At 32.5% G+C, this 25,852-nt stretch carries 22 protein-coding genes and 1 pseudogene; 1 reads left to right on the top strand and 22 read right to left on the bottom strand.

Annotated elements, in window-relative coordinates:
• Window positions 1-3 precede the first annotated feature (3 nt).
• The 6 genes from LB888_RS05450 to LB888_RS05425 form a co-directional block, all read right to left on the bottom strand.
• On the bottom strand, window positions 4-1,413 hold the full coding sequence (locus LB888_RS05450) for a glycoside hydrolase family 43 protein (RefSeq protein ID WP_318753861.1): 1,410 nt from the start codon (window positions 1,411-1,413) through the stop codon (window positions 4-6).
• A complete protein-coding gene (locus LB888_RS05445) occupies window positions 1,391-2,005 on the bottom strand; it encodes a DUF624 domain-containing protein (protein WP_318753860.1) in 615 nt (204 codons plus the stop codon). Before LB888_RS05445 ends, LB888_RS05450 begins: the two co-directional genes overlap by 23 nt.
• A 4-nt stretch (window positions 2,006-2,009) precedes the next feature.
• Window positions 2,010-2,843: a carbohydrate ABC transporter permease gene (locus tag LB888_RS05440; RefSeq protein WP_318753859.1), complete on the bottom strand. Its 834-nt coding sequence runs from the start codon at window positions 2,841-2,843 to the stop codon at window positions 2,010-2,012.
• A 12-nt stretch (window positions 2,844-2,855) separates the two neighbouring features.
• Entirely contained in the window at window positions 2,856-3,755 is a 900-nt protein-coding gene (locus LB888_RS05435; RefSeq protein ID WP_318753858.1) for a sugar ABC transporter permease, read from the bottom strand.
• Window positions 3,756-3,845: 90 nt separating this feature from the next.
• Window positions 3,846-5,051, bottom strand: coding sequence for a sugar ABC transporter substrate-binding protein (locus tag LB888_RS05430; protein WP_318753857.1), 1,206 nt, complete (start codon window positions 5,049-5,051; stop codon window positions 3,846-3,848).
• Between the two features lie 5 nt (window positions 5,052-5,056).
• A complete protein-coding gene (locus LB888_RS05425) occupies window positions 5,057-5,182 on the bottom strand; it encodes a hypothetical protein (protein ID WP_318753856.1) in 126 nt (41 codons plus the stop codon).
• A gap of 199 nt (window positions 5,183-5,381) precedes the next feature.
• Here LB888_RS05425 and LB888_RS05420 point away from each other — a divergent pair.
• Window positions 5,382-6,271 (top strand): annotated as a pseudogene (locus LB888_RS05420) (ArsR/SmtB family transcription factor).
• Between the two features lie 515 nt (window positions 6,272-6,786).
• Here LB888_RS05420 and LB888_RS12170 read toward each other — a convergent pair.
• The 16 genes from LB888_RS12170 to LB888_RS12160 form a co-directional block, all read right to left on the bottom strand.
• A complete protein-coding gene (locus tag LB888_RS12170; protein WP_412928314.1) occupies window positions 6,787-7,539 on the bottom strand; it encodes a hypothetical protein in 753 nt (250 codons plus the stop codon).
• 2 nt (window positions 7,540-7,541) lie between these two features.
• Window positions 7,542-8,720: a glycoside hydrolase family 127 protein gene (locus LB888_RS12165; protein WP_412928313.1), complete on the bottom strand. Its 1,179-nt coding sequence runs from the start codon at window positions 8,718-8,720 to the stop codon at window positions 7,542-7,544.
• 15 nt (window positions 8,721-8,735) lie between these two features.
• Window positions 8,736-9,989 carry a glycoside hydrolase family 27 protein gene (locus tag LB888_RS05410; RefSeq protein ID WP_318753855.1) on the bottom strand — a complete coding sequence of 418 codons (1,254 nt, stop codon included), beginning with the start codon at window positions 9,987-9,989 and terminating at the stop codon, window positions 8,736-8,738.
• Window positions 9,990-10,068: 79 nt separating this feature from the next.
• Complete coding sequence (gene araA / locus LB888_RS05405) at window positions 10,069-11,496, bottom strand: L-arabinose isomerase (RefSeq protein WP_318753854.1); 1,428 nt, start codon at window positions 11,494-11,496, stop codon at window positions 10,069-10,071.
• 16 nt (window positions 11,497-11,512) lie between these two features.
• The gene (locus tag LB888_RS05400) at window positions 11,513-12,208 is read right to left on the bottom strand and encodes an L-ribulose-5-phosphate 4-epimerase (protein WP_318753853.1); all 696 of its coding nucleotides are present in this window, start codon (window positions 12,206-12,208) and stop codon (window positions 11,513-11,515) included.
• A gap of 10 nt (window positions 12,209-12,218) precedes the next feature.
• Window positions 12,219-13,808 carry a xylulokinase gene (locus LB888_RS05395; protein WP_318753852.1) on the bottom strand — a complete coding sequence of 530 codons (1,590 nt, stop codon included), beginning with the start codon at window positions 13,806-13,808 and terminating at the stop codon, window positions 12,219-12,221.
• 114 nt (window positions 13,809-13,922) lie between these two features.
• The gene (locus LB888_RS05390; protein ID WP_318753851.1) at window positions 13,923-14,456 is read right to left on the bottom strand and encodes a substrate-binding domain-containing protein; all 534 of its coding nucleotides are present in this window, start codon (window positions 14,454-14,456) and stop codon (window positions 13,923-13,925) included.
• Entirely contained in the window at window positions 14,419-14,979 is a 561-nt protein-coding gene (locus LB888_RS05385) for a GntR family transcriptional regulator (protein WP_318753850.1), read from the bottom strand. Before LB888_RS05385 ends, LB888_RS05390 begins: the two co-directional genes overlap by 38 nt.
• A gap of 217 nt (window positions 14,980-15,196) precedes the next feature.
• Window positions 15,197-15,538 (bottom strand): hypothetical protein, encoded by a 342-nt coding sequence (locus LB888_RS05380; protein WP_078755150.1) that lies wholly within the window; start codon window positions 15,536-15,538, stop codon window positions 15,197-15,199.
• Window positions 15,539-16,119: 581 nt separating this feature from the next.
• On the bottom strand, window positions 16,120-19,173 hold the full coding sequence (locus tag LB888_RS05375; RefSeq protein ID WP_318753849.1) for an LPXTG cell wall anchor domain-containing protein: 3,054 nt from the start codon (window positions 19,171-19,173) through the stop codon (window positions 16,120-16,122).
• 220 nt (window positions 19,174-19,393) lie between these two features.
• Entirely contained in the window at window positions 19,394-20,704 is a 1,311-nt protein-coding gene (locus tag LB888_RS05370; RefSeq protein WP_318753848.1) for a sugar ABC transporter substrate-binding protein, read from the bottom strand.
• Between the two features lie 59 nt (window positions 20,705-20,763).
• Window positions 20,764-21,597 carry a carbohydrate ABC transporter permease gene (locus tag LB888_RS05365; RefSeq protein ID WP_318753847.1) on the bottom strand — a complete coding sequence of 278 codons (834 nt, stop codon included), beginning with the start codon at window positions 21,595-21,597 and terminating at the stop codon, window positions 20,764-20,766.
• Between the two features lie 4 nt (window positions 21,598-21,601).
• Window positions 21,602-22,531, bottom strand: coding sequence for a sugar ABC transporter permease (locus LB888_RS05360; protein ID WP_318753846.1), 930 nt, complete (start codon window positions 22,529-22,531; stop codon window positions 21,602-21,604).
• A gap of 18 nt (window positions 22,532-22,549) precedes the next feature.
• Window positions 22,550-23,998, bottom strand: a complete 1,449-nt coding sequence (locus LB888_RS05355) for a tagaturonate epimerase family protein (RefSeq protein WP_318753845.1) — start codon at window positions 23,996-23,998, stop codon at window positions 22,550-22,552.
• 2 nt (window positions 23,999-24,000) lie between these two features.
• Window positions 24,001-25,092 (bottom strand): glycoside hydrolase family 105 protein, encoded by a 1,092-nt coding sequence (locus LB888_RS05350; RefSeq protein ID WP_318753844.1) that lies wholly within the window; start codon window positions 25,090-25,092, stop codon window positions 24,001-24,003.
• A gap of 506 nt (window positions 25,093-25,598) precedes the next feature.
• Window positions 25,599-25,802, bottom strand: coding sequence for an MATE family efflux transporter (locus LB888_RS12160; RefSeq protein WP_412928323.1), 204 nt, complete (start codon window positions 25,800-25,802; stop codon window positions 25,599-25,601).
• Between the last annotated feature and the right edge of the window lie 50 nt (window positions 25,803-25,852).

Here is a 25,852-nt window from a genome sequence, read left to right as displayed (position 1 = left end):
TGGTTACTCCTCTACTTTAATTAAATAAATAGGTTCTCCTTCTTGAGATAGACCTGAAAAATTTATTACTTCTTTTTGCTGTAAATCATCCCATTCTGCAAATACAAGACCAGAATATTCTTTACCATTTTCTAATGTAATATTTACCTCATTTCCCTCTCGTTTAATAATCTCACCCTCAACATCTCCATTAATTATTTCATTATCAATTTCTATATGTTTTGGTAGAGTAATATTATCCACGATTAACTTATCCATTATTATCGCTTTATATTTTCCATTTAATAATTTAGCATCTATTGATTCTGCTAGTTTACCAGAGTATCTCGTTGGTGAAACTACTGGCCATCCATTACTTAAAAAATGTAACTGGTGAACACGAACCTCATGTAATTCACCAGCTTGTGGAAATCTGGTGTGAAAAATCAAAAAGTAAGCATTTAAATCTTTATGATATAGTGTCGAATTATGACCCGGTGATACATACCCATTATTCTTATTTGGCTTCTCATCAAAAGCAAAATTACCAATTATTTTGACACCAAAATCTTGAATACTCGCATCATCGAATAACGTATTATACTTTCCTTTAACATCAGAGAACAGTGTCCCTTCCATATCCTCATAAGGTCCATCTGGATTTTTAGAACGTGCAACTCTAATATTATAGCCGCCTTTAGTATCAAGTCCTCCAAAAGAAGTAAATAAATAATAATAGCCTGTATCCTTGTTATATTGAATATAAGGCCCTTCAATTCGGCTATGATTTCCACCACCTAAATGAGTTCCATAAGTATTGCGATCAATTGGAAGTCCCGTATCCTCATCCATTTCTAAGATAAAAATCCCACCGGAATATGATCCGTAAACCATCCATAATTTTCCATCATTATCATAAAATACATGTGGATCAATAACATTAGGATGCTTTGTTGCATCATAAGTTTGTCCAAACTGTGTTTCTGTTCCAGAATAAAGGAATGACTCAATTTTCTCGTAAGGTCCTTCTATGTTATCTGACACTGCAACACCTAAAACTGATAAAGGACTACTACCTTCACATAAACAATAGTAAAGGTAATATTTACCATTTTTTAATTGAATAATATCGGATGCCCATAATGTATCAGTTTTGGCAAATTCAAAATCTTCAGCTAATTGTTCCTTTATATTTTCAAACAATTTACTATTATTGACATTAGTGGAAATTTGGGTCCACGAAATTAAATCCGAGCTTTCAGCAAAAGCAGCATGAGAACCAATAATATAATAATGATTATCCACTTCAATAATTGATGGATCATGTACAGAAGCATCTTTATATTTTGGATTTTCTGCAGCGATTTGCATCGGAATAAAAACACAAAAAACGACTAATACAACATAAAAACTAAATAAGCACCGTTTCTTCATTTATAATTCCTTTCAATATTAATTTTCTAGATAAGAGTTTCCCCATAAATACTATAAAGAAACTTATTGTTAACAATATAATTAATGAATTTACGTTTATTAATAAATAATAAAGTATAAAAAACAAAAACATAATTGTCGTTTCCATCAATGTTATCAATGGTGAAAATAAAGTTTTAATTAATAATTTTTTCTTACTAAATTTTTCTGACATATGGAGTATTGAATAGTTCAATATCATACTAATGAAATAAATAATTAAAAAACCTAATGGTAGTTTAAAGATGGCAAATAATATCGGTATTTCATCGACCATTTTATATTCGCTCAATAATATGATTAGCAATAATGATATAACGGTTGAATCAAGCCATGATTGTCTAATCGATAAAATATAATGTTTTATAAAGCATTTAATGATCTTAGAATACTCTATTTCATCTTTCACTATTGGTGCGGTTCTTAAAACAGCTGATATAGACGGCAATAAACCGAAGATGAACAATCCTAAAACTAAGCCGATCCAAAATAAAATACTAAGTAAAATACCATTAGTTATTCTTCTTAAATAAAGCATTATTTTTACACTCATATTACTAACCTTTCACTCCTGAAATTGCAATGGATTCAATTATTTGTTTTTGGAAAACAATAAATACTACTAAAACTGGAATGAGTGAAATTACTGAAGCAGCCATAATTAACGGATAGTCTGTTTGAATAGCATATGCTGCATTCAAATTAGCAATAACCACTTGTAAAGTTTGTTTTCTCGGTGTATTCAAATAAATTAATGGTGCCAAGTAATCATTCCAAACTCCCATAAACCATAAAATAAACTGAGCAGCTACTGCTGGTTTAATTAATGGGAATATTAATTTTGAAAATATTGTTAAATAACTTGCCCCATCAATTTTAGCCGCTTCTACAATTGAATCAGGTATATTTGATAAATACTGTCTTAAAAAGAATATCATTGTAATATTCCCAAAAAGACCTGGCACTATTAATGGTAGTAAAGAATCTATCCATCCAATTTTTGAAAACATCATAAATTGTGGAATCATAACAGCTGGATACGGAACCATAATTGCAGATAACAAAATTAGGAACAAGACATTTTTATACGGTAGTTTTAACTTCGCGAATGAAAAAGCAGCCATACTAGATGTTAATGTTCCAATAATTGTGACACTAAGCGAAACAATTATTGTGTTTTTTACTCCATCAAATAATGTGTCTAACTCAAGCAATCTTTTATATGCATCAACAGTTATTGGATCTGGAATCCATTGTGGTGGTAATTGAAATACACCTTCTTTATTTTTTAATGATGTTGAAATCATCCATAATAAAGGTCCCACCATAATAATTGCACCTATAGAAAGAATAAGTACTATAAGAATATTTGTAATATTTTTCTTCTTCATCATTACACGCTCCTAATCAATTTGATAAGATTTTTTATTATTAATATAAAATTGTAGGGCGGTAACTACAAAAACAATAAAAGCAAGGACTAAAGCCATACTACTTGCATAACCCATTTGCCAATTTTTAAAAGCTTTTTGCCAAATATACCAAACAATTGTTGCAGATCCATATCTTGGTCCACCTGTTGGTGTCATAATATTAATTTCAGTAAAAATTTGTGAACCACCAATTATGTTAGTTACTACTAAAAAGAAAGTAACTGGTTTGACCATTGGCCAAGTTATAAATCTAAATTTATGAAATGAAGATGCACCATCTAATTCAGCGGCCTCATAAAAAGTTTTAGGAACACTTTGGATAGCAGCCAAATATAATAACATGGAATATCCTAAACCTTTCCAAATTGTCATAATGATTATTGCTGGTTTAACAGTAGCAGTGTTTTGGAGCCAATTAGGTCCCTCAATTCCAAAAATATTCAACACTTGATTTATAAGTCCAAAATCTCCATTATAAGCCCATTGCCATAAAATTGACACAGCTGCTAAAGAAGATATCACCGGTATATAATAAATAGTTCTAAAAATCGATGTGCCTTTAATGCCTCTACTCAAAGCTGAAGCCAAAGCAAAAGATAAAAGTAACCCAATAGGTATTCCAATCATTAAATAGAAAGTATTATATAGTGTTTGAAAAAAGTATGGATCATTAAACATTTGAACAAAATTATCTAATCCAATAAAATTCATTCTTCCCAATCCATTCCAATCTGTAAATGAAGCATAAACTGAATAAATTAAAGGAATTAATGAGAATAATACGAACCCTATCGTCGGTGCCAGAACAAATAGAAATGCTACTTTATATTCTTTGCTATGAAGATTTCCTTTCCGGTTTTTTATTTCCATAAAAATACACTCCTTTTTATAAAAAAAGAAGTGAGTTTATAAATCTGTTAATAAATACCCACTTCTTTTTTACATTATCAATACAACCTACTATCTATTCGTATTTGCTGCATCTAACTTCTGTTGCATTCTTGGTTGTACTTCAGCAACATATTCTGCAGCAGTCTGATCACCATCTAAAACAGCTTGAATATTAATAAAGAATTCATCATACCACTCAGCATTGTAAGTTCTTGCTGCTGGCATAGCTCTACCGTATTCCTCAACAACATCCAAAAATTCTTGCTTGTTAGATGGTTTAGATTCAGTATCTGAAGCCCATTCATTCGCCATATCAATTAAGTTAGGAATTTGAATTTTTGCATCAACCAATTGTTGTTGTCCTTCTACAGAAGCACTTAAATACTCAACTAGTTTTGCAGCTTTCTCAGGAGCTTGAGTTTTCGAAGATACTCCTATTCCAAGTGATCCAATCCAAGTTGCGCTTTGTCCAGTTTTACCTGCTGGCCAAGGCATTAAATCATACTCGAATGGTAATTTATCATAAGTACTCATATCCCAAGGTCCTACTGGAAAGAACGCAATTTCACCATTCATCCATCGTTGATAAGTATCTAAAGTCTGTGCATCTGAAATAGATGGAGTAACTTCATGAACATTTTGTAAATCTGCTAAATATTGTAATGCCTCAGCAAATTCAGGTGTATCAACAGTAACTTTATCCATTGAGTCATTAATAAAGTCTGCACCGTTACTCCAAACAAATGCTTGTAAGCTCCAATTTATATTAAACCCAGTCCCCCATTGATCCAATTGACCATCGCCATTTGTATCCAATGTTAATGCTTTCGAAACTTCTAAAAACTCATCCCAACTATACGGTTTATCAGGATCAGGTAACTCTACTCCGGCCTTTTCAAACATATCTTTGTTGTATCCTAATGCAAATGGCCCTAAATCTTTAGGTAAACCATATAAAGGGCCGGTTCCAACTTGTTCACCATCATAACGATAACTTTCAGAACCATATTCCCAAATATTATCCAAGTCAAAATCTGATTCCTCAATATATTTAGTGATATCTAGTAATACACCATTATCGACATAAGCCATTAGGTTAGACTGCTCGATATAAAATACATCTGGGACGTTCCCTCCCGAAATTGCAGCTTGCAATTTTGTTGCATATTGATCTGCATCAGTTGCGATAATTTCTACAGAAACATTTTCGTTTTCCTCAAACTTTTTAATCGCTGCTTCATAAGCTTTCTTCTCATCTTCACCACCTCTAAACATAAAAGTTAATGATGACGCTTCTTCTTTTTTGATGTAGCCGATTCATTATTCGTGGAATTGTTTGATACCCCGCAACCTGAAAGAAAAGCAAAACTAACTAGTCCCAATAAGCCTAATTTTTTTAACCTCATTTTATTAACCCCCTATTTTTTAAACGCTTACATTACTATAATTCCATTATAACTGTGCGCAAATTTTTGTCAACACTTTTATTAATTATTTTCATTATTTTTTTACTTAATTAACTTTTATGTTAATTATAATGTTGTAATTCCACTTTTTTTATGTTATTATTTACTATAGTATTAATTGAGAGTGAGGTTTTTTATAATGCAAACATTTATAGATGAAGATTCTCTTGTAGTTTATGAAGCACTATCCAGTAAAGTTAGACTAGATATTATTCAATTATTATCTCAAAAAAATTAAACATTAAAGAAATTGCAAAAGCGTTATCTCTTAGTAGTGCAATCATTACTTCACATATAAATAAATTAGAAAGTGCCAAAATAATTAAAACTGAAAAAGTTGGTCAACAAAAAATTTCTTCTTTGGCTGTTGATAAAATTGAAATCAATTTTCCTAAAAAAATTTTTTCTGCATTTGATGTTGATTTTATTTCAATTCCTATCGGACACTATACTGATTTTAGTATTAAACCTACTTGTGGTCTTGCTTCAGATACGCATTTTATTGGAAATGTCGATGACCCTAAATATTTTATGCTTCCAGAAAGAATTGATGCACAAATTCTGTGGTTCACTCAAGGTTATATTGAATATCAAATACCAAATCTCATTCAAGTTTCAAATAATCTTGAAATGATTGATATTACGTTAGAAATATCATCTGAATTTCCTTTTGCTAACGATAATTGGCCATCAGATATTACTTTTTCATTAAATGATGTCGAAATCGGCACTTGGACGAGTCCAGGTGATTTTGCAGATACAAGAGGAGTGTATACTCCAGAATGGTACCCGGATAATTTAAACCAATATGGACTATTAAAAACCATTAGAATTACATCCCACGGAACATATATTGATGGCGATCCGTTATCTGACATAACTACTCAAAATTTCTCTGTAGATTCTCAAATTTGGAAATTTCGTATAGAAGTAAAAGAAGATGCGCAAAACGTTGGAGGATGTACTTTATTTGGAAGTAAATTTGGTAATCATCCACAAGACATAATTTTTAAAACTTATACTAGCTAAAATATTCTGTAATATTTTATAATCAGTATTAATTAAAAAAAGTATATAAGAGTTAAAATAATAAGGAACAAATAAAGAAGCATTCGATTTTTTTTCATCGAATGCTTCTTTATTTCAAATTTTTTGCATATTATCCTAAGTGGTGGAAAGTTTAATTTAAACGCACACTATATTAGTCCTTTTATTTTTGATAATTTTCATTCACAAGACTATGTCTTATTTTAATACACATTTTGCCTAGTAATTAAGAATTTATCAAGTTTGTCCAGTCATTTTTCGAAATTTTCTGAAAATAAAAACAACACTCAACAAAGAATTGTATTGTGTCTCAAAATGAGACACAATGAAAATTTATAAATCAAGTTAAATTTTTTACCCTAAGAGAACCAACTCTGTTTCAATTGATGATATAAAATTTTGTTAATCCTTTTGTGTGAATCCCCTCATTAGAAAGGCATATTATCTTGAGAAGACCACACAATTAAATTTTTACAGCTTAATTTTAATATTCCAAGCTATAAATAATTGAACCAAATTCTCATTTCATTTTCATTGCGATTTCCCCATAGAAAATAAGGTATCATTGTAAGCTTGGCATCCTCATATTCTGGTGCTACAGAAAGATATTGATACAACTCTTCACACTGCCAAATCTTTAGTTTTTTAGCATTTAGACATATTTTTTTATACTCACTTTGTTCTTGTTCACTTGCTTCCTCAATTTTAGATAATTCAATCAGATAGCGATGTAAACTTTTTTCATTATCTATTTCCTCAGCACAGTAAATGAACGGTCCTTTCTGAATAGCAACTTTATGCGCATCAGCTACTACGTATGGATTGGCGACATTCGCAATAATTTCTTCTTTACCATCAAAATTAACCTCAATGGTGCCTTCCTTTGTTTCAAAAACCATAAAACCATTGTCTATCCCTAAATAGTTTCCTTGTATAACTTCCACTTTTAATTTATGTAGCCAATTAGGTAAATACACTTTAACTACAGTATTTTTACCATTAAATTTTAGGTAGTATTTTGGATATTCGGCTTTCTTTTTTAGCTCTAAGTCTCCGTTAAAATACTTAATTTTTGATGGTATTAATAAATTAAGGTAATTAATATCATCCGAGTAGGAAGCTATAAATTTACCTAAAGCACCTATTGTTCTCGTAAAATTAGGTGGACAACAAGCACATCCAAGCCAATCTGGTCTCTTTAACTTTACGTGACCTTTACTAGGATTATAATGGCAAGAAACAGGTTCCACTTCTAAAGGGTTAACATAAAAAAATGTTTCCCGTCAGTGCTGATACTTGCAATAATTGTATTGTATAAAGCTTTTTCAATAACTTCTAAATATTCAGTTTTTGGGTTTAGTTTAAATAATTCTAATGCAAAATTTATCAAGGCAATCGAAGCACCCGTTTCACAATACATTGTATCATTGGGTAAATCATACTTTCCTGTGAATGCTTCGCCGTGAACGGTCGATCCAACCCCACCTGTTATATACATCTTATACTTAACAATATTCTTCCAAAGCACCAAGCAAGCATCATACAAAGGTGCGCTCATATCATTTTGTACAATTTTGGCCATTGCAATTGTCATATATAACAATCTTACGGCATGACCAACTGCTTCTGTTTGATTTTCAGGCTTTTTATGTGCTTGATGATAAAACACATTAATTTTTGGTTTATCGTTAGACAGATTTTCCTCATACAGACGATTAACTTCTTCCTGAAAAGCATTTATATTTTCTCCTCTAATGTCAATAAAAAATTTAGCCAATTCTAAATAAGATTCATCAGAAGTATATTCATAAAGTTTTACCAAAGCTATTTCTATTTCCTGATGTCCATCTGCGATTTGTAATTGTTCTGATTCTCTTCCAAAATTCCTTTTTATATTTTCAGCAAACTTAATCGCAATTTTTAACAGTTTATTTTTATTTGTTGCTTGATCATAGGCAATCGCCGCTTCAATCAAATGACCAGCGCAGTATAGCTCGTGACTTCGATATAATTCACGGTATCTCAAATGTGGGGATCTACATTGATAATAGGTATTGATATAGCCATCCTTCTCTTGAGCCTTTTCAATAATGTCAACTATTAAGTCCACCTTGTTCTCTAGTTCCTTATCTCGTTTCATCATTAAAAAATAAGAAACTGACTCAATCCATTTATAAACATCAGTATCTTGAAAAACCCATCCAAAATGATCACCATCAACAAGTCCAGCAGTAATAAGTAAATTTTTAATTGCATGACTTTTTCCTGACGGTAAGTTTTCATCTTTTCTTTCAGCTTCTACATTCACTTTTACACTATCATTTAACACCTCAAACTGATAAGGTAATGTTATGGATTTGACTTTTTCTTGCATATTTTTCCAAAACGAATCCATTATTTCAATGTTTTTTATATCAACTTCTTTTAACACCTTTTTCCTCCTGTTTTATAGTTTTACCAATAATACACTGTGTTGATTTAGTCTATAACCACTAAATGAAAGATGTTTTTGCCTCCAAATATCATAACCTTTACTAACTCCTACTAATTCTGCGATTTTAGTTGGAATCTTTCTTGATTTTTCGGAAAGATTAAAAATTCCATAATATTTATTCTTTTCGGATAGAGCTTCCCAGACAATTAATTCATCTTGACAGTAAATCTCTTTTCTCTTTAAAACTGTCCGATGCATCTCCAAAACTTCTTCATTGGTGATAAGTGAGTAAGTAAATTCATCTATATCAGGCAAGGTGCCTCCGAACATTAACGGGGAACCAAATATACTCCATAAACTCATCATGACGTATTGCTCGTCCTTTGTTAAACGAGTCCAATTATCACCACCTCCTCCATCAACAGCCCTAATTCCAATATGCCCAAGTGGTAACATATCACAATCAGGATAAGAACCAATACTTACATATTTACTCCATATTCTTGCTTTCTCAAACATATGATAAATCGATTCCCATTTATCCCATAAATCATCTGTCATACGCCACATATGAGCATTTTTAACAAAAAACTCTGCATCTGAAAGTTGTGCTGGTCCAGGAGATAAAGATAAAACCATGTTTCGTCCGCTTTTTTCAATCGATTTTCTAATTGCGATAACTTCTTTTTTATGTGCCTCATGGTAAAGTTTAGAATAAGCAATATCATCCACTTTTACAAAATCAACTCCCCACTCAGCGTATAATTCAAATAATGAATCATAATATAATTGTCCTTCAATTAAATCAACATTTACGCCATACATATCGCTATTCCATGGACAAATATTATTTAATGCTATATCTCTTGCGGTTTTTATTGTTCCTTTAATAAAAGTATTTCGATGTACTGCTTGTCTAGGAATTCCTCTCATGATATGAATTCCAAACTTTAAGCCTAAAGAATGAACATAGTCTGCTAATTCTTTAAAACCTTTTCCATTTCGACTACTTGGAAAACGATTTTCAGCTGGTATTAACCTCGAGTATTTATCCATACATAAAGGATAAAAGTTATTATAAAGAGTTGATTGTGCTTCTGGCTCACTCCATTGAATATCAACTACAACGTACTCCCATCCATGAGATTTTAAATTTTCAGACATGAACTTTGCGTTTTCCCTTACCTCCTCTTCTGTAACAGAAGCTCCATAACAATCCCAACTATTCCATCCCATTGGTGGTGTTTTTAAAAAATCGTTCTTCATACAATTCTCCTTTATTTTCTATAAGTAGAATAGGGAGTAATAACTATTCTCAATTAGTTATTACTCCCTATTAAATTCCCTATCTTATCACCACATACTCCAAGCCAACTAATTTAGCCCATGCAACTAATTGATCTGTCGTTAAAGCTAATGAAACAACGGTATGGTGGCCTCCACCCGCTTCAATCCAAGCGTGCACACCTTCCTTGAAGCTTGGCAATACTTCCCACATTACGCGTGCGACTGGTAATTTAGGCGCCGGTTCTTCAGGTGTAAAGGCTTTAACTTCATTGATTAATAACTTATAGTGTGTTCCAAAATCGGCAATAGAAGCCACAACTCCGTCACCAGCTTTGCCATCAAATACCAGTCTGGCCGGATCATCTTTCCCACCAATGCCAAGAGGTGCGACTAATATTTTTGGCTTATTGACCGCTAAGCTTGGATCGACTTCTAGCATATGAGATTGTAAGATAGCTTCTTTCCCTTCAGCTAGTTCATAGGTATAATCTTCCATGAAGCCTGTAGCTGTATTGTGAGACATTACTTTCATGAAACGATCTAAAGCGGCAGTTTTCCAATCGCCTTCTCCTGCAAAACCATACCCTTGAGCCATTAATCGTTGAACCGCTAAGCCTGGTAATTGTTCCATACCCCATAGATCTTCAAAATTACTAGTAAAGGCTGTATAACCACCTTCATCTAAGAAACGTTTTAAGGCAATTTCATAACGCGCTTGGGTCTTAACATGTTTTTCCCAGACATCTTTTTCGTAGTCAGCATAATCAAAATCATAGAGCTTTTCATATTCAGCAAATAAATGATCGACTTCTTCATCAGTCACCTTCTCCACCACGGCAACCAAATCACCGATTCCATAATAATCGACAGTCCAGCCTAATTGAATTTGGGCTTCCACTTTATCTCCTTCAGTTACCCCAACATTACGCATGTTATCACCAAAACGAGCCACTTTTAAATTAAAACTTTCACCATAAGCTACTGCTAAATCCATCCAACGGGCAATTTTTTGTTGAACATCTGTATTTTTCCAATATCCGACTACGATTTCATTATTTTTTTGCAAACGAGCATTAATAAAACCATACTCGCGATCGCCATGAGCAGATTGATTGAGGTTCATAAAATCCATGTCAATAGTAGACCATGGAATTGATTCATTAAATTGAGTGGCTAAATGTAATAATGGTTTTTGTAATAATTTAGTTCCACGAATCCACATCTTCGCTGGTGAGAATGTATGCATCCAAGTAATAACACCGGCTACTTCATCACGATAATTAATTTCTTTCATTAATTTTGTGATAACATCAGCAGATACTGCTAATTCTTCTTGAAACACCACTGGATAAGGTAAATTACCTTCTTTATTTAAGTGATCAACAATAGTACGGGCATCTTTTCTTACTTCTTCTAATGCTTCTGGTCCGTATAAATGTTGTGACCCTACTACTAACCAAAACTGTTTATTTGATACTTCTAACATCTACATCCCTCTTTCATTAATTTTGCCCATAGTAGGCATCTTTTCCATGTTTTCTTTGATAATGTTTTTCCAATATATAATCTGGTAATTCTGGAGCATCAGAATTCAATTGCATTGTATAAAAGTTCATTTTACAAACTTCCTCTAAAACAACCGCATGCATCACAGCATCTTTGGCATCTTTTCCCCATGTAAAAGGTCCATGCCCTTTTAATAAGATACCGGGGACTGCTAAGGGTTGAATCTTACGTTCAGTAAGTGTCTCAACAATCACTTCACCTGTATTGGCTTCATAACCTGCTTCGACTTCTTCTGAGGTTAAATAACGAGCACAAGGGACTGTTCCATAAAAAGTATCGGCATGAGTGGTACCAAAGCATAAGACATCTTTTCCTGCTTGTGACCAAACGACAGCCCAAGGTGAATGTGTATGCACAATTCCACCGATATCTGGATAATGACGATACAAGGCCGCATGTGTCAACATATCAGAAGAAGGTCGATTTGTTCCTTCAACGATATTTCCATCAAAATCACAAACAACCATATCCTCTGGTGTCATCACATCATAATCTACACCTGAAGGCTTAATGACAAATAATTTTTGCTCATGGTCGGCTTGACTAACATTCCCCCATGTATATTTAATTAAGCCTCTTTTTGGTAATTCTAAATTCTCTTCATAAACGATTCTTTTTAATTCTTCTAACATTTTATTCTCCTCAAGATTTAAAATAACTAATGGCTGCTTTTTCGATTGGTAATCCTAATTTATAACTTGATAAATAGGCTTTTGCGTTCTTTACTTCTTCTCCTTCTGGTTGAACGGTGACATTTTCTATTTCCTTAAAGACAATTGTTTCTAAATACTCATTTAAATCTAAATCAGCATAATTTAAATAATCGGCCAATAATGCCATTCCCCAGGCACCACCTTCATTTGAAGTTGTTGTGACCGTGACTGGAATGTTCAAAATATTTGCTAAAATAGTTTGCGCCACTTTAGGTGTAGTAAAGATACCACCATGACCTAGTAATTGATCAATCTCGATTTGTTCATTTTGCGTTAATAATTCCATCCCAATGGCCAAAGTACTAAAAGCTGATAATATTTGAGATTTAAATAAATTCGCTAAGTTAAATTGACTGTTAGGTTGACGGACAAGTAATGGTCGACCTTCTTCAATTTGAATAATATTTTCTCCTGAGAACAGTCCATAATTTAATAATTGACCACAGTTTGGGTCACCTTCTAATGCTTGGTTGAATAACAGTGTATACGTTTGATCAAGAGATAAAGTACTTCCTGCCTTTTGAGCAAACTCATAGAAGAGATTTACCCAAGCGTTAATATCCGAGGTACAGTTATTAGCATGTACCATGGCCACATCATCTCCGCTTGGAGTGGTAACCATATCAATCTCAGGATATATATTACTCAAAGGTTGTGCGAGTACAATCATGGCAAAAATAGAAGTACCTGCTGAAACATTACCTGTTTTCGGACTCACACTATTGGTCGCAACCATGCCGGTTCCTGCATCACCTTCCGGAGGGCATAGACGACTTCCTGGCTCTAAATCACCCTCTGGATCAAGCAACAAAGCGCCCGCTTGTGTTAGTTGCCCTGCATCTTGACCCGCAATGAGTACTTCAGGCAATACCATTTCAATCTGCCATGGAAATACTTTGCTCTCAATCAATTTATCAAACTGCATCAATTTTTCTTTATCATACTGTTGAGTTGTCGAATCAATTGGAAACATCCCAGAAGCATCTCCTACTCCTAGTACTTTTCTATCTGAAAGCAACCAGTGGATGTATCCGGCTAAAGTCGTCATAAAATCTAATTCATAAAGATGGGGTTCTGAATCCAAAACTGCTTGATACAAATGAGCGATGCTCCAACGTTCCGGTATATTAAAATGAAATTCATCCGTTAATAATTTGGCAGCTTCTGTTGTATTATTATTGCGCCAAGTTCTAAACGGTACTAACAGATTTCCTTCAGCATCGAAAGGTAAATAACCATGCATCATCGCACTAATGCCGATTTGTCCAATCTTCGTTAAGGTTACTCCATATTGATCTTTTACTGCTGCTTTTAGATGGGTAAAGCAAGTTTGTAATCCTTCAATAATGGCATCTTGACTATAAGTCCAAAAACCATCTACTAATTGGTTTTCCCATTGATAAGAACTATCGGCTAATAATTTTTGTTGGTCATCGATTAAGATGGCTTTAATTCTAGTAGAACCGAATTCAATTCCTAAACTTGTTTGTCCGAGCAATAATTTTTCTTTTATTTCCATTTAATCACCTCTTAAACACAATGTATCCCCTTACAATATAAATTATAAATATTTTGTCCGTACATGTCAATGGTCAATTTTATTTGTTTGTACAAAAAAAGAGATACCTTACGGTTATCTCTCAATTAATTCACCTGTAAAAATTTCCGTCTCAATAGCTTTATTTTTTTCGATTGATTCGATGATTTTATTAGCCGCTATTCTTCCTAATTCATCTTTTATATGTTGGACACTACTAAAACCGCCTACCACTGAAAGGATAGAATTATCGTGACTGGATAATTGTAGCTTACTTCCTAAAATAAGGCTTTTTGATTCTACTAATTGTTGTAATTTTAATGCCACCTTATCATTATAGCAAACAAAAGTTCGAGTCGTCGTTTCATCATTTATGATTTGGTTAGCAATATTAGCCAAAGCTGCATCGAGTGTTTCAGTTGTATAAGTATGAATAGCTTCTTTACTAAAACTAACACCTTTTTCTTCAAAGGCTTTAATAAACCCTTTCATTCTTAATTTTCCTTGTAAATCATCAATCTTAGTAATTAAACCAATATTCGTGATTCCTTGCTTAAGCCAAAACTCAGTTGCTTTTTGCGCGGCTTTTCTATCATCCATCGCAATATACGGTAAATCGAGTGTTCTCATAATAAGCATTAATAAACAATATGGGGATACCCAGTTCTTTAAATTTTGAATAGTAAGCAATATTAGGATTGAATAAATTACTCTTTGTTGGTTCGACAATTAAGCCAGCTACTTCCTCATCCAACATACGTTTTAGACAAATTTCTTCTTGGACAATATCATTATCGGTACTTGCTAAAACAAGGCTGTAATTATTTTGTCGTAGTACCTCTTCAATTCCTCTAATAATATTGGGGAAAATATAATCAGACAGATAAGTAGTGATGACACCAATTTTTCGCGTTGAATTGTTATTAGTCGACTCAATCAAACGATTTTTTACATAGGTTCCTGATCCTTTTTCAGAGCGTAAATAACCTTCATTGATTAAAATCGAGAGTGCTTGTCTAATGGTATGTCGACTAACATCAAATTGTTCCTGTAATTTGGCTTCGGTGGGAATCACATTGCCAACGGCATAAGTTCCCTTTATTATTTCTTCTCTTAAAACTTCAGCTATTTGCTGGTATTTCGGTAAACTCATCTCTTAATCTCTCCAACTATAATTTGTACGTACATTTATTTTAACGGATTATCAATTAAAATACAATATAAAAAAATTGGAGAAAATTAAATTTTATCCTCAACTTACTCTTTTCTTCAATTCAATGGCATTGGGAGTAATCACACAAAACTATTTTGATTGAACGAAAAATCAATGATTCGATTATTATGCAATTGATTTGCCAATTTATGAATATTTATAATAAATCGACACGTATTGGATTGAAAAAATCCATAAAAATTGAGTTTTCTGCTAATGGAATGCATCCATGTTCAACATTAGAGCGAAGTGCTAAGGTGTCACCTTCATTGACAATTCTTTCTTCCTGTTCACCATTTTCGTGAATAATTAAAAACTTGAATGTTCCTTTTTTAATATAAGTAATTTGTTCATGAAAATGCTTATGGGTCGCGATTGCTGAATTTTCATCAACTGGATGTTCAAATGCCATCTCCACTAACATACTTCCATCCAAAATTTGGGCAATACGTCTTTTAGAATTATCCGTTAATTGTACCCATTCTTGATTAATTGCCATATTCATTCCCCCTTGTTATAAGTTTATTTTATCAAATAATTAAGTTTTTGAATATACAAAGTTTTGTAGACCCAGCTTTAAACTTTCCCTTTGACTCGCGTTATTTAAATTTATAATGACAATTGCTTATCTTAAATAGGAGAACAGGGGCATTGCAAATAATTAATCGTCTGTAAATGGTAATGTACTTTAAAATGCAAATATTTTTTAAAGGTGATTTCTGATCCTACAGAATCTTTATTACTCAAAGATGTTGCTAAAAAGTATCAATTGACAACCACTGAAATTTTCGATGCTTTGCTACAATTCTTGTTTGAGCAACATAATCCTTTCAATTATTCTTATTTAACAATGAATATGCAATAATAAAGTAGTTGCAAAACAAAAGTAAAAAATTGAATAATTTTCTCTTCATTATTTCCTTCACTAATGATGGAACCAATCTGAATATATATCCAGTCTATATACATATAAAACTTTATGAGACTGGGTAGCTCATAAGTTCTAACCAGTCTCAACGTTGTGATTTCGAAACTACTCAATAAAAAGACTTATTCTATAAATTTTTCATTTTCAAAATTTTATTTTTTTCGCTTTAAATAACTTAAAACAAAGCCACTTATCATCAATGGTAATGCCAAAATTGGATTGATTCTCTTTTCGCCAGTTGCTGGTAATTGGCTTGCTTTGGTTAATTTAACTATCGGGTGTTTGTTATCCTGCGCTTCTTTAGAATCATCAGAATCTACTACTTTATCATTATCTTTTGCTTGTTCTGTTTCTTCAGCTTCTGTTTCTTCGTTTTCAGTATCTTCTTCAGTATCATTCTCTTTTTCTGTATCGCCGATATCTTCTGTTCCATTATTATCGTCTTCAATTACATTATCATTAGGATTTTCTTTATCCTCGTCTTCGTTGCTATTTTCTTCAGGTGTATTATCTAAGACAAAGTACGGAACTAAAGGTTGACTACTAATTGGTGATACAACTGATTTACCATTTGTGAGAACAAATAAACCATTTAAGTTAATACTGCCATCTTCATTACGAGTAGGCAATAATGAAAGGTCTGTTTTTTCAAACCAACTCTCATCAACTTTATCTCCTTGGATATTTTTGCCATTAATATAGTTTTCTGAATTGTTTAATACCGACTCGTTCCCTGGACGATCCTCTTCTTGTGAATCCCATGTAATAATGCCTTCAACCTTTGATACAACTTCAGTATTTCCTTTTCCATAAAGACTTAAATTGGTTCCTTTATTTTTTACTGTAATGACATTATAAACATTAGCAGCTGGATTACTATTACTTGTTACCCCATCCGCATCATTATCAAATGAAAGTGAATTACGCAGTATATGCTCAATTGCTATACCATCACCACCTAGTTTAAAACCATTACCATCCCCTGATGCATTTTTTTCTAAGTTAGTCCCATTACGAAAAGCAATACTATCCTCAATTGTTACTGTACCGATTAAGCCAGATTCTAATTTAGCGAATAAATCCCATCCATCATCGACGTTATTATAGGCAATATTTCCTCTAAATAGATTTCCTTCTCCAACAGTAATTTTAGCTGCAAATCCATCGGCATTATTATGACCAGGATCCACATTATTATAGGAGGTGCTATTCTCTATAACATTATATTTTGGCCATAAATCATAATGTTCTGTAGCATTGCCTGATATTTGAATTCCAGTATCCCCGTTATTATAAGCTTCAATTCTTTGTAAATGATTATAATTTCCACCAATTGTCATGCCTTTAATATTACCTTGAGTATTTCTAACATGAATATTATCAATCTTCCAATAGTCACCATTGATAAGGAACGCACCACCTTTTGTAAAATCGAATATAGCTGGATCTTTCGAGACTGTTCCCATCAATTTATTTAAAGTGTTCGTACCATTATTTCCACGATGTATAATTACATTACGATTCATTTCATAAACTCCGCCCATTAATTCAATCATTTGTCCTGGTTTTATATAATCAATCGCGGTAAAAATATCTAATGGATTTTCAAGTGTTCCATCACCCTCTGCGGTTCCAGATGGTGAAACGGTTAAATAAGTTCCAATATTACCTTTATAATGACCATCAAAAGTCTTATGATGAATGAGAGTTTCAGATATTAAAGGTTCCGAGTCAGTCAATAATTCCGGATTGCTGGCTTCAAATTTTGCAGTATATTGGTTGTCTCCTTCTAATAAATCAACTTCTACAAACTTAGGATAGTCTGCTTCTAAAGTAATTTCACTAATAACATTTTGTTCTGAATCATAAATAGTAGCTTTTCCAGGTACATTTGTTACTAATTCTAAGTTGTATCGTTGATTACCAGTCTTATTATAATTATTAAATTTAAATGATGGTTCGATTAATTCTAAAGGTTCTTCTTCAGCTGGTGCGTCAGTATTCGGATTTGTTATTTCTAATATCATATCGGAAACAGTAGTCACAACCCCTCTAGCAGCCGCAATTCCAACATAGATTTTATCTCGATCAATCTGAAGTAATTTATCTGTCCCATATAAAATGTTTTCAAGAATTTCACCGTCAACTTCATACACTGTATGATAACCTGTATTGGTCTTTTTAACTGTGAAGGTATATTTCTTACCTTCTTCGACTTTCATCGTCATATCGTCTTTAAAAGGAATCGTTTCACTTTTCCCTTTAGCTGAGATAGAAGTAGCACCTTCTTCTATAATTTCCTCTGTTAAACCGGTCACAAATCGTGTAGCGAGTCCTGGTTTTAAGGTCGTCGACTTACCATTTTCATCTGCAACTTTTACTTTAGTAGCAATTGCTGCGACAGAATTACTTGGAAATTGTTGATCACCTGTATTCGAATAACCTATTTGATCGCGGACAATAATACCAAATCCTTCTTGTCCATCTGCCTTTGGATTTAAATAATCAACGTTAAAGGTAGCACTAAAGGTGAAATTTTCATGCTTTGCATCTATTTCAGTATAATAATAGGTAATCCCATCATGATATGAAGTAAATTTTCCCCCTTTATCTTGAATAATCTTGGTCTCAGGATCAAAATTAGCTGCTTTCAAAGTAACGCTACCATCGTTATTAATCGTTACGCTATTTTTGCTTTCATTGGTAGACTCACCAAAAAATGTTCCATGCCATTGATGCTGATTAGTAATGTCATTTTTTTCAATTACGGGCTGTTCTATATCGTTAGTTTTATGATTTTCTTCAATTAAAGTATCTAACATAATATCTGATTGTTCGTCACTAGTTATTTCAGACTCTACTTGCTCACTACTTTCAGTTACAGTTTCCTCTTTTTCACTCATCCTATTTAGTTCAGAATCTTCTGCTACAAGTTGAGCTTTTTGAGCATCCAATTCAACTCCTCCTTCATCCATTACCACTTCTGATGTATTAATCCCTTCCATTATTGTTGTGTCTTCTTCTATTGGCATAATTTCCGCATTAGCCTCTATTTCTACAAAAGGTTCAGATTTTTGAATAATTTGACTCGATTGATTGGTATCTGAAACTACACTTTCATCTAATGCTGATACACTCACTGTATTTAAAAGCGCAACACTACCTAATATACTTAAACCACAAATTTTTATATCTTTTTTCTTCATTATTTGTTCTCCTCATAATAGTAATTTCTGGATCAAAATGATATTCTCTTTCAATCATCCGTAACACTTTGAAGGAAGGGAATAAAAACTTACGAGCTCTATGATTCAACCTTAAAATATTAAGCGCTATCATTCGATGGAAAAGGACTGAGCTTATTTAAACTCAGCCCCTTATATTCAATTACTCTATTTATTAAATAATTTAATTTCTTGATTCAAACTAATTTTCTTTATTAAACACTTCCTGGTATTTAGCATTTGATTCTTCTATTGCAGTTGCCCATTCATCTAAAAATTCATCAACTGTCATATCACCCGCTAATAATTTTTGAATATTTGGATCAACTAAATTATCTAAAATTGAACGATAGTCTGGTAAATAGAATGGTGGTTGATATAACTTAGTTTCTGGATTATTGTATACTTCAAATGCAACAGCAATATGTTGTGCATTTTGAATCCACTCATCATCTAATGTATCGACATGTGTTGGAATTTGACCAACTGATTCATTCCAAGTACTTTGACTTTGTTCACTATTTAAGAATTCTAATAATCGAAAAGCTTCTTCAGGATGTTCGGTTCCACTAAATACTGATAATCCAATCGCATTTCCACCTTCTAAAACATAATTTCCTTCTTTTGAAACTGGTAATGGAACTGCTTCAAACTGATCTGGCTCTAGTGCTTCACTATGTTCACCAAATGAACCAATATTATGATGTACAATTGCTGCTAATCCCGAGTCAAATGTAGCAACCATTTCTTTATATCCATTGGTAATATCGCTTTGTGGTGTATAAACATTATAAAGTTTAATATATTTTTCTAAGAACTCTTTATGGAGTGGATCATCAATCGTAACTTGCCCATCTTCAGTAATATAGTTTTCTATTCCTGAATATGCGTACATTAATCTTTGGATATGTAATGCGCCGCCTGCACCACCTCTTAATGTATATCCAAACATATCATCATTCGTTAAAGTTTCAATATCTGCAAAAAAGTCATCCCATGATTTAGGTGCTTCCAAATTATTTTCTTTAAATATATCTGAACGAATCCATAAAACGTCAATATTTTGAGTATAAGGGATACCATATAACTTCCCATCTTGAACTATATTTTTATTAAATGTTAAGGCTTGTTCATTGATTTTTCCATTTAATTCAGATTTTTCGTAATACTCATCTAATGGTAATAATGCCCCACGGATTGAAAACTCTGGCAACCAAGTTGATTGTAACGAAGCTACATCTGGTGCGTCATTTGCTGCAATAGCCGCATCAATTTTCGATTTAGCTTCATCCTTTGGTAATCCGACATATTCTACCTCAATATCAGGGTTTTCTGCTTCAAATTTAGCGATTAAATCTTCCCATAAGGGGGTTCTTTGTGGTCCTGCGTTTTCATCCCAAAAAGTTAATGTTACTTTTTCTTGAGCTGAAACAGTTTCTACCACCATTGGTGTGGCAATAGTCATTGCTAATAAAGCGGTACATGCAGTATTAATCAGTTTTTTAATATTCATAAATACTCTCCTTTTTGTTTTTTCTACTGACGATAACCCAAGATACTATGACTTAAAACTTACCCTTTGACTGCACCTCCCATTCCATTTACTAATTGTTTTTGCGCAACAGCAAATAATATAATCGAAGGTATTAAAGCTATGATACTTCCTGCTGCTAATGCACCATAGTTAACATTAAACTCTCCCATCATAAAGCTTAGACCGACAGGTAAAGTAAACTTCGCTTGGTTATTGGTTAGCATTAATGCTAATAAGAATTCATTCCAAGCATAAACAAATATATTAATACTTGTAGCTACTATTCCGGGTAATAAGAGGGGTAAAATTACTTTATATAATATTTGATACTGTTTAGCTCCATCAATAGAGGCTGATTCTTCTAATTCTTTTGGAATCCCACTAATAAACCCACTCATTAAAATCGCTGAAAATGGTATTTGAACAGTCGAATATATTAAAATTAATGATAAAGGGTTACTAATCAATCCCAATTTACTAAAAAGTACAAAAAGTGGAATTATTAACATTGATCTAGGAATAAACTGTGTCATTAATAGAACCATCATAAAGGCATTTTTTCCTTTAAACTGATAACGTCCTAAAGCATATCCAGCTAATAATGAAACAAAAGTAGTAAATATTACAGTACATACAGAAACAAATAAACTATTCCCAAAATAGGTCTCAAAACCAACATCATTCCAAGCGTTAATATAATTTTGCATTGTGATATTTTCAGGAATATATCTAATGACTCGTTGAACAATTTCACCTTCAGGTTTTAACGATGTATTTAATGTCCAATATAATGGGAAGACGGTCCACAACATCATCATAGCTACTGGTATATAAAACCATAAGGTCTTACCTTTTTTACTATTTATATTCATGCTATCACTCCTTCTCATTATAATTTGATAATTTCAAGTAAATTAATGCCACAATCGTTAATATAGAAAATCCAATTACAGTCAAGGCAGAACCATAACCAAAGTTCGATCCTTTAACCGCTGTATTAGCAATATACATGGCATAAGTCATCGTTGAATTAGCAGGTCCCCCACCGGTTAAGTTATAAAGTAAATCTACGTTATTAAATTCCCAAACAATCCGTAATAATGTGGTTAATACAATTGTATTTTTTAGTTGTGGTAATGTAATGTTTTTTAACTCATCTATCCATGTTGCACCATCTACCTTAGCCGCTTCATATAGTTCATCAGGAATATTTTGCAAACCAGCAAGTAGAGTTACAGCAAAGAAAGGAATTCCACGCCATAATTCAGCAATAACAACAGAGATAAACGCAGAATTAGTGCTTGATAAGAAAGATATATTTTTGTTAATTAAGCCTAATTTACGTAAAATATCGTTAAAAACACCTATATGTTCGTTATACATCAACATCCACATAACTGATGTTAAAACACCTGAGATAGCCCATGGTAAGAATGTTACCGTTCTAGCAAATCCTCTGAATTTAAATTTTTCATTTAATAGTAGTGCAAAAATTAAGCCAAATACTAATTGTAAGCCGACTTCCGAAACAACCCATTTCACACTATTAATTAAACTAGAGTAAAATAACTTATCTTTTGTAAAAATTTTAATATAATTATCTAAACCTGCGAAACCATCATAAAACGGTGCAGAAATATCATAATGTTGAAAACTATAATAAAAAACTGTCCCCATTGGATAAAATAGGAAAGCAACAATCATAATAAAACTTGGTAGTAATAGCAAATAAGGTGTTGCATTTATCACTATTTTCTTTTTCTTGGCCTTATTATATGTACTTGGTATATTAGTTGTTTTTTCCATTAATACACCTCTTCTCTTTTATTCTTCTGGCACATCTAATTTTATTAAATGATTCCCAATATGTTTTTCTAACAAGTGTGAATAATCATCAAAATCACGAGTTAATAATGCAAAAAACTCATCTTTAAATTGATACTCATTCATTTCATTTTTTTCTGTCAATAATAACCCATAAGTGACATGCAATAATTGTCTTGCATTATCATCATTTAAGAATTCTGGTAGCTCTTCATCGGACACTAAATTAATATCTTTAATCTTTGATAAATCTGGGGTTATATGATAATATTTCTGTGCTTCATGAAAATTTTCATCAGCAAACTGATACATTGATCTAAATAATTTTGCATTTTTCATTGCAACTAAGCGGAGAGCTTCTAGCCAATTTGTGCCGGCTGTTTTAACATGGAATAGTCCATTTGTATGTTTTGCGACCGATGGGAAAACACTAAATTTATCACTTCCAGAATGAACACTTACCTTATATCCAAAATGTTGAGCAATTTTCGCATGAACTTCAAAATCCTTCTCAAATTCTTCTACATTTCCGATATAATCAATTCCCTTTTGGAATTCCCCGACAAACCGAGGCGCTAAACTCGTGACAGCCACTTGATGATTAAATAATTCATTTGCCACAAAAAAATGTGATTCTGGTGATGTCACGGTCATGGTTTCATCAATTGAAATTTCAAAATCAATCTGGCGATCAACCGATTTAACATATGTATTGTAAATATAAATCATATATTCAATTGCTTTATGATATTGCACCACATTATATAACAAATGCTCACGATTAAAATTAATTTTTTGCCCTTCTACATCAAATTCTTTATTCAAGTAAGTCTCCTCATAAGATTGACGTTCGCTTTCTGATGTAATTTCTAAATAGGCTTCTTCTAATTCATCTAAGCTCATTTCAGGAACTTTATTATCAATATAGTCCGAGCAATCTAAAGTCAACATTGACATGCCGACACCGATCGCATATTCAATATCTTTTTCTAATTTTAAATGGTCACCATCTGCTCCGTAACCTTTTTTGTAACCTGCTTGATATACCGAGAATGCCGCAGCATCTAATACATCTTCAAACGTTCGTTCTGTTAAATTTAACTCTCTGATACTTTGTTGAGCTAATACCGGACGAATTTTCTTGTTAGCAATTGCTTGCAATTGTCCATAACCAGCTAAACCAAGTCTGTCGCCTAATCCCATTGTAGAAATTTCTGTTCCAAAAGCTCGTGGGATAGTATAATCAAAATATTTATTTAGCACTAAACGATTAGAATGATTGGTTGGTGCTAATTTTTTATCTTCTTCTATTAATTCACCTTCAAATTCATTAAACAACTCACTTCTTCCTTCTAAAAGTAGAAAAAGTCCTTCAGTTGTTAAAACAGTTGTAATGGTTGTACCTGATACTGTATTACTTGATTCTTTATAATATTTAATAATCTCCATTGTTAAACCTCCAAATAGTAGCAAGCCATAATAGCAAATAAATAAGTTCCAACGCCGTGCAAATCATCTTCTGATTGTGGTCGACTAACATAATAATCATAAACCCCTGCTGACGTACCAATACAAATTCCATTTAGATGAGCATATTCTTCTTCTTCAATAATAAATTCTTTAACCAAACCGATAACACTTTCATCTAATACACTCAAATAATCTTTAGACACATAACCTTTATTAATAGCATTAGCTAAGGTGTAGATATAAAGAGCTGTTGATGAACTCTCTATCCAATTATCAGCTAAATCTATTTTATCTACGACTTGATACCAAACATGTTTATCTGGATCTCTGAACTTTAAAACATTATCAATATATTCTTTAACTTGAGGAATTAATGGTTTTTGTCCAAAATCCCCTGTTTCTAATTCCTTCAAAATATCTACTAAAGCTGCTCCGTACCATCCTACTGATCGTCCCCAAAATTCGGGTGAACATCCGGTTTCAGAATTAGCCCAAGGTTGTATTTTTCTCTCATCCCATGCATGATAAGGTAGACCAGTTTTCGAATCGAACATATGTTTCTTCATTAATCGTTCTTGATATAGTACTTGTTGAATTAACTCTGGACGATGTAAAAACTTTGCGGCTCTTAACATAAATGGTCCCGCCATGTACAACCCATCAAGCCACATCTGATAGGGATATTTATCTTTGTGCCAAAATCCAAATTCTTTGGTCATATTAAAGGTATCAATCATGTTCACGAGTTTTACAATTGCAATTTTATAACGCTCATCTTTTGTAATCTCATACAAATCAAAAAGCAAAAAACCAACTTGCAAAGTATCAAGTTCCTCACGACGATATTCGAAATTACCATTTTCATCAATAATATTATTGAAATAAGCTATAATATAATCCAGATACTCTTTGTTTTTCGTTTCCTTATACACATCATAAGCTCCCATTAAAAAGACACTCTGGTGATAATGAAAACGACTTGCTGGAGGTAACTCACTTGGACTAAACTTATTAATTATCGCCTTGACTGACTTCTCAGCTAACTCTAACAGTCTTTTTTTATTTTCAATCATTGATATCTCCTCTTTCATTTACTTTTTCCTTCTTCATTCTATATAACAAGCCTAAAAAAATGAAGCGTTTTCTTAATGGTGATTATAATATGATTATCCTATTAATTTTTTCTATAATTCAAAGTTTCCTTTTATAAGAAAATGATTATCATGATTATTCAATCATCTGTCTCTTTTTTTGAACACCCGATATAATACATACATAACGCTCCTAGAGCGTTAGTAAAACCACACTGTACCAAATCACTTCGATTGTTTTTCCGAAGTAAGAGGAGTATAATCTCGGTGCAATCAGCCTGATCAACCATATTCGCATAATGTCCACTATAACTGAAACTCTTGGTTTTCCTAATCCATTGAATGGCGCTATAGTTAAAGTGTAGATACCATTTATAAAACTATAAATCGCTAGAATTTTTAACATAGCTAATGGTTAAGATAAGTGTCTCAGAAACTTTAACGAAGACTCCTGCTACTATGGTTGTAATAGGATTAAATGCAAGAATTTATCCTAATATAAACAAATAGAATGTTGAATAATTGCGAACTTTTCGATAAGAAATTATAACTCGATTAATTTGTTTTGCTCCAAAATTGTATCCTACAATAATTGTTAATGCATTCCCGACGGAATTTACAGGAATTGTAATTAAACTACTAATTTTATTTCCCATTCCATAAGCTACTAGAGCTTGGTTTCCAAAATTGATTACATTTTTCCCATACTCATAAAGCCTATCTGAATCGCCGCACCACCGAA

This window comes from Globicatella sp. PHS-GS-PNBC-21-1553, assembly GCF_033564055.1.
In the GTDB taxonomy this organism is placed as follows: Bacteria; Bacillota; Bacilli; order Lactobacillales; family Aerococcaceae; genus Globicatella; species Globicatella sulfidifaciens.
Note: the sequence above shows the minus strand (reverse complement) of the source record. Positions and strands in the feature narration are given on the sequence as shown.

What these genes read in the sequence shown, in the direction of transcription:
- LB888_RS05450 (WP_318753861.1), bottom strand. Translation starts at nt 1,413, where the DNA reads ATGAAGAAACGGTGCTTATTTAGTTTTTATGTTGTATTAGTCGTTTTT.
- LB888_RS05445 (WP_318753860.1), bottom strand. Translation starts at nt 2,005, where the DNA reads ATGAGTGTAAAAATAATGCTTTATTTAAGAAGAATAACTAATGGTATT.
- LB888_RS05440 (WP_318753859.1), bottom strand. Translation starts at nt 2,843, where the DNA reads ATGAAGAAGAAAAATATTACAAATATTCTTATAGTACTTATTCTTTCT.
- LB888_RS05435 (WP_318753858.1), bottom strand. Translation starts at nt 3,755, where the DNA reads ATGGAAATAAAAAACCGGAAAGGAAATCTTCATAGCAAAGAATATAAA.
- LB888_RS05430 (WP_318753857.1), bottom strand. Translation starts at nt 5,051, where the DNA reads ATGTTTAGAGGTGGTGAAGATGAGAAGAAAGCTTATGAAGCAGCGATT.
- LB888_RS05425 (WP_318753856.1), bottom strand. Translation starts at nt 5,182, where the DNA reads ATGAGGTTAAAAAAATTAGGCTTATTGGGACTAGTTAGTTTTGCTTTT.
- LB888_RS05410 (WP_318753855.1), bottom strand. Translation starts at nt 9,989, where the DNA reads ATGAAGAACGATTTTTTAAAAACACCACCAATGGGATGGAATAGTTGG.
- araA (WP_318753854.1), bottom strand. Translation starts at nt 11,496, where the DNA reads ATGTTAGAAGTATCAAATAAACAGTTTTGGTTAGTAGTAGGGTCACAA.
- LB888_RS05400 (WP_318753853.1), bottom strand. Translation starts at nt 12,208, where the DNA reads ATGTTAGAAGAATTAAAAAGAATCGTTTATGAAGAGAATTTAGAATTA.
- LB888_RS05395 (WP_318753852.1), bottom strand. Translation starts at nt 13,808, where the DNA reads ATGGAAATAAAAGAAAAATTATTGCTCGGACAAACAAGTTTAGGAATT.
- LB888_RS05390 (WP_318753851.1), bottom strand. Translation starts at nt 14,456, where the DNA reads ATGAGAACACTCGATTTACCGTATATTGCGATGGATGATAGAAAAGCC.
- LB888_RS05385 (WP_318753850.1), bottom strand. Translation starts at nt 14,979, where the DNA reads ATGAGTTTACCGAAATACCAGCAAATAGCTGAAGTTTTAAGAGAAGAA.
- LB888_RS05380 (WP_078755150.1), bottom strand. Translation starts at nt 15,538, where the DNA reads ATGGCAATTAATCAAGAATGGGTACAATTAACGGATAATTCTAAAAGA.
- LB888_RS05375 (WP_318753849.1), bottom strand. Translation starts at nt 19,173, where the DNA reads ATGAAGAAAAAAGATATAAAAATTTGTGGTTTAAGTATATTAGGTAGT.
- LB888_RS05370 (WP_318753848.1), bottom strand. Translation starts at nt 20,704, where the DNA reads ATGAATATTAAAAAACTGATTAATACTGCATGTACCGCTTTATTAGCA.
- LB888_RS05365 (WP_318753847.1), bottom strand. Translation starts at nt 21,597, where the DNA reads ATGAATATAAATAGTAAAAAAGGTAAGACCTTATGGTTTTATATACCA.
- LB888_RS05360 (WP_318753846.1), bottom strand. Translation starts at nt 22,531, where the DNA reads ATGGAAAAAACAACTAATATACCAAGTACATATAATAAGGCCAAGAAA.
- LB888_RS05355 (WP_318753845.1), bottom strand. Translation starts at nt 23,998, where the DNA reads ATGGAGATTATTAAATATTATAAAGAATCAAGTAATACAGTATCAGGT.
- LB888_RS05350 (WP_318753844.1), bottom strand. Translation starts at nt 25,092, where the DNA reads ATGATTGAAAATAAAAAAAGACTGTTAGAGTTAGCTGAGAAGTCAGTC.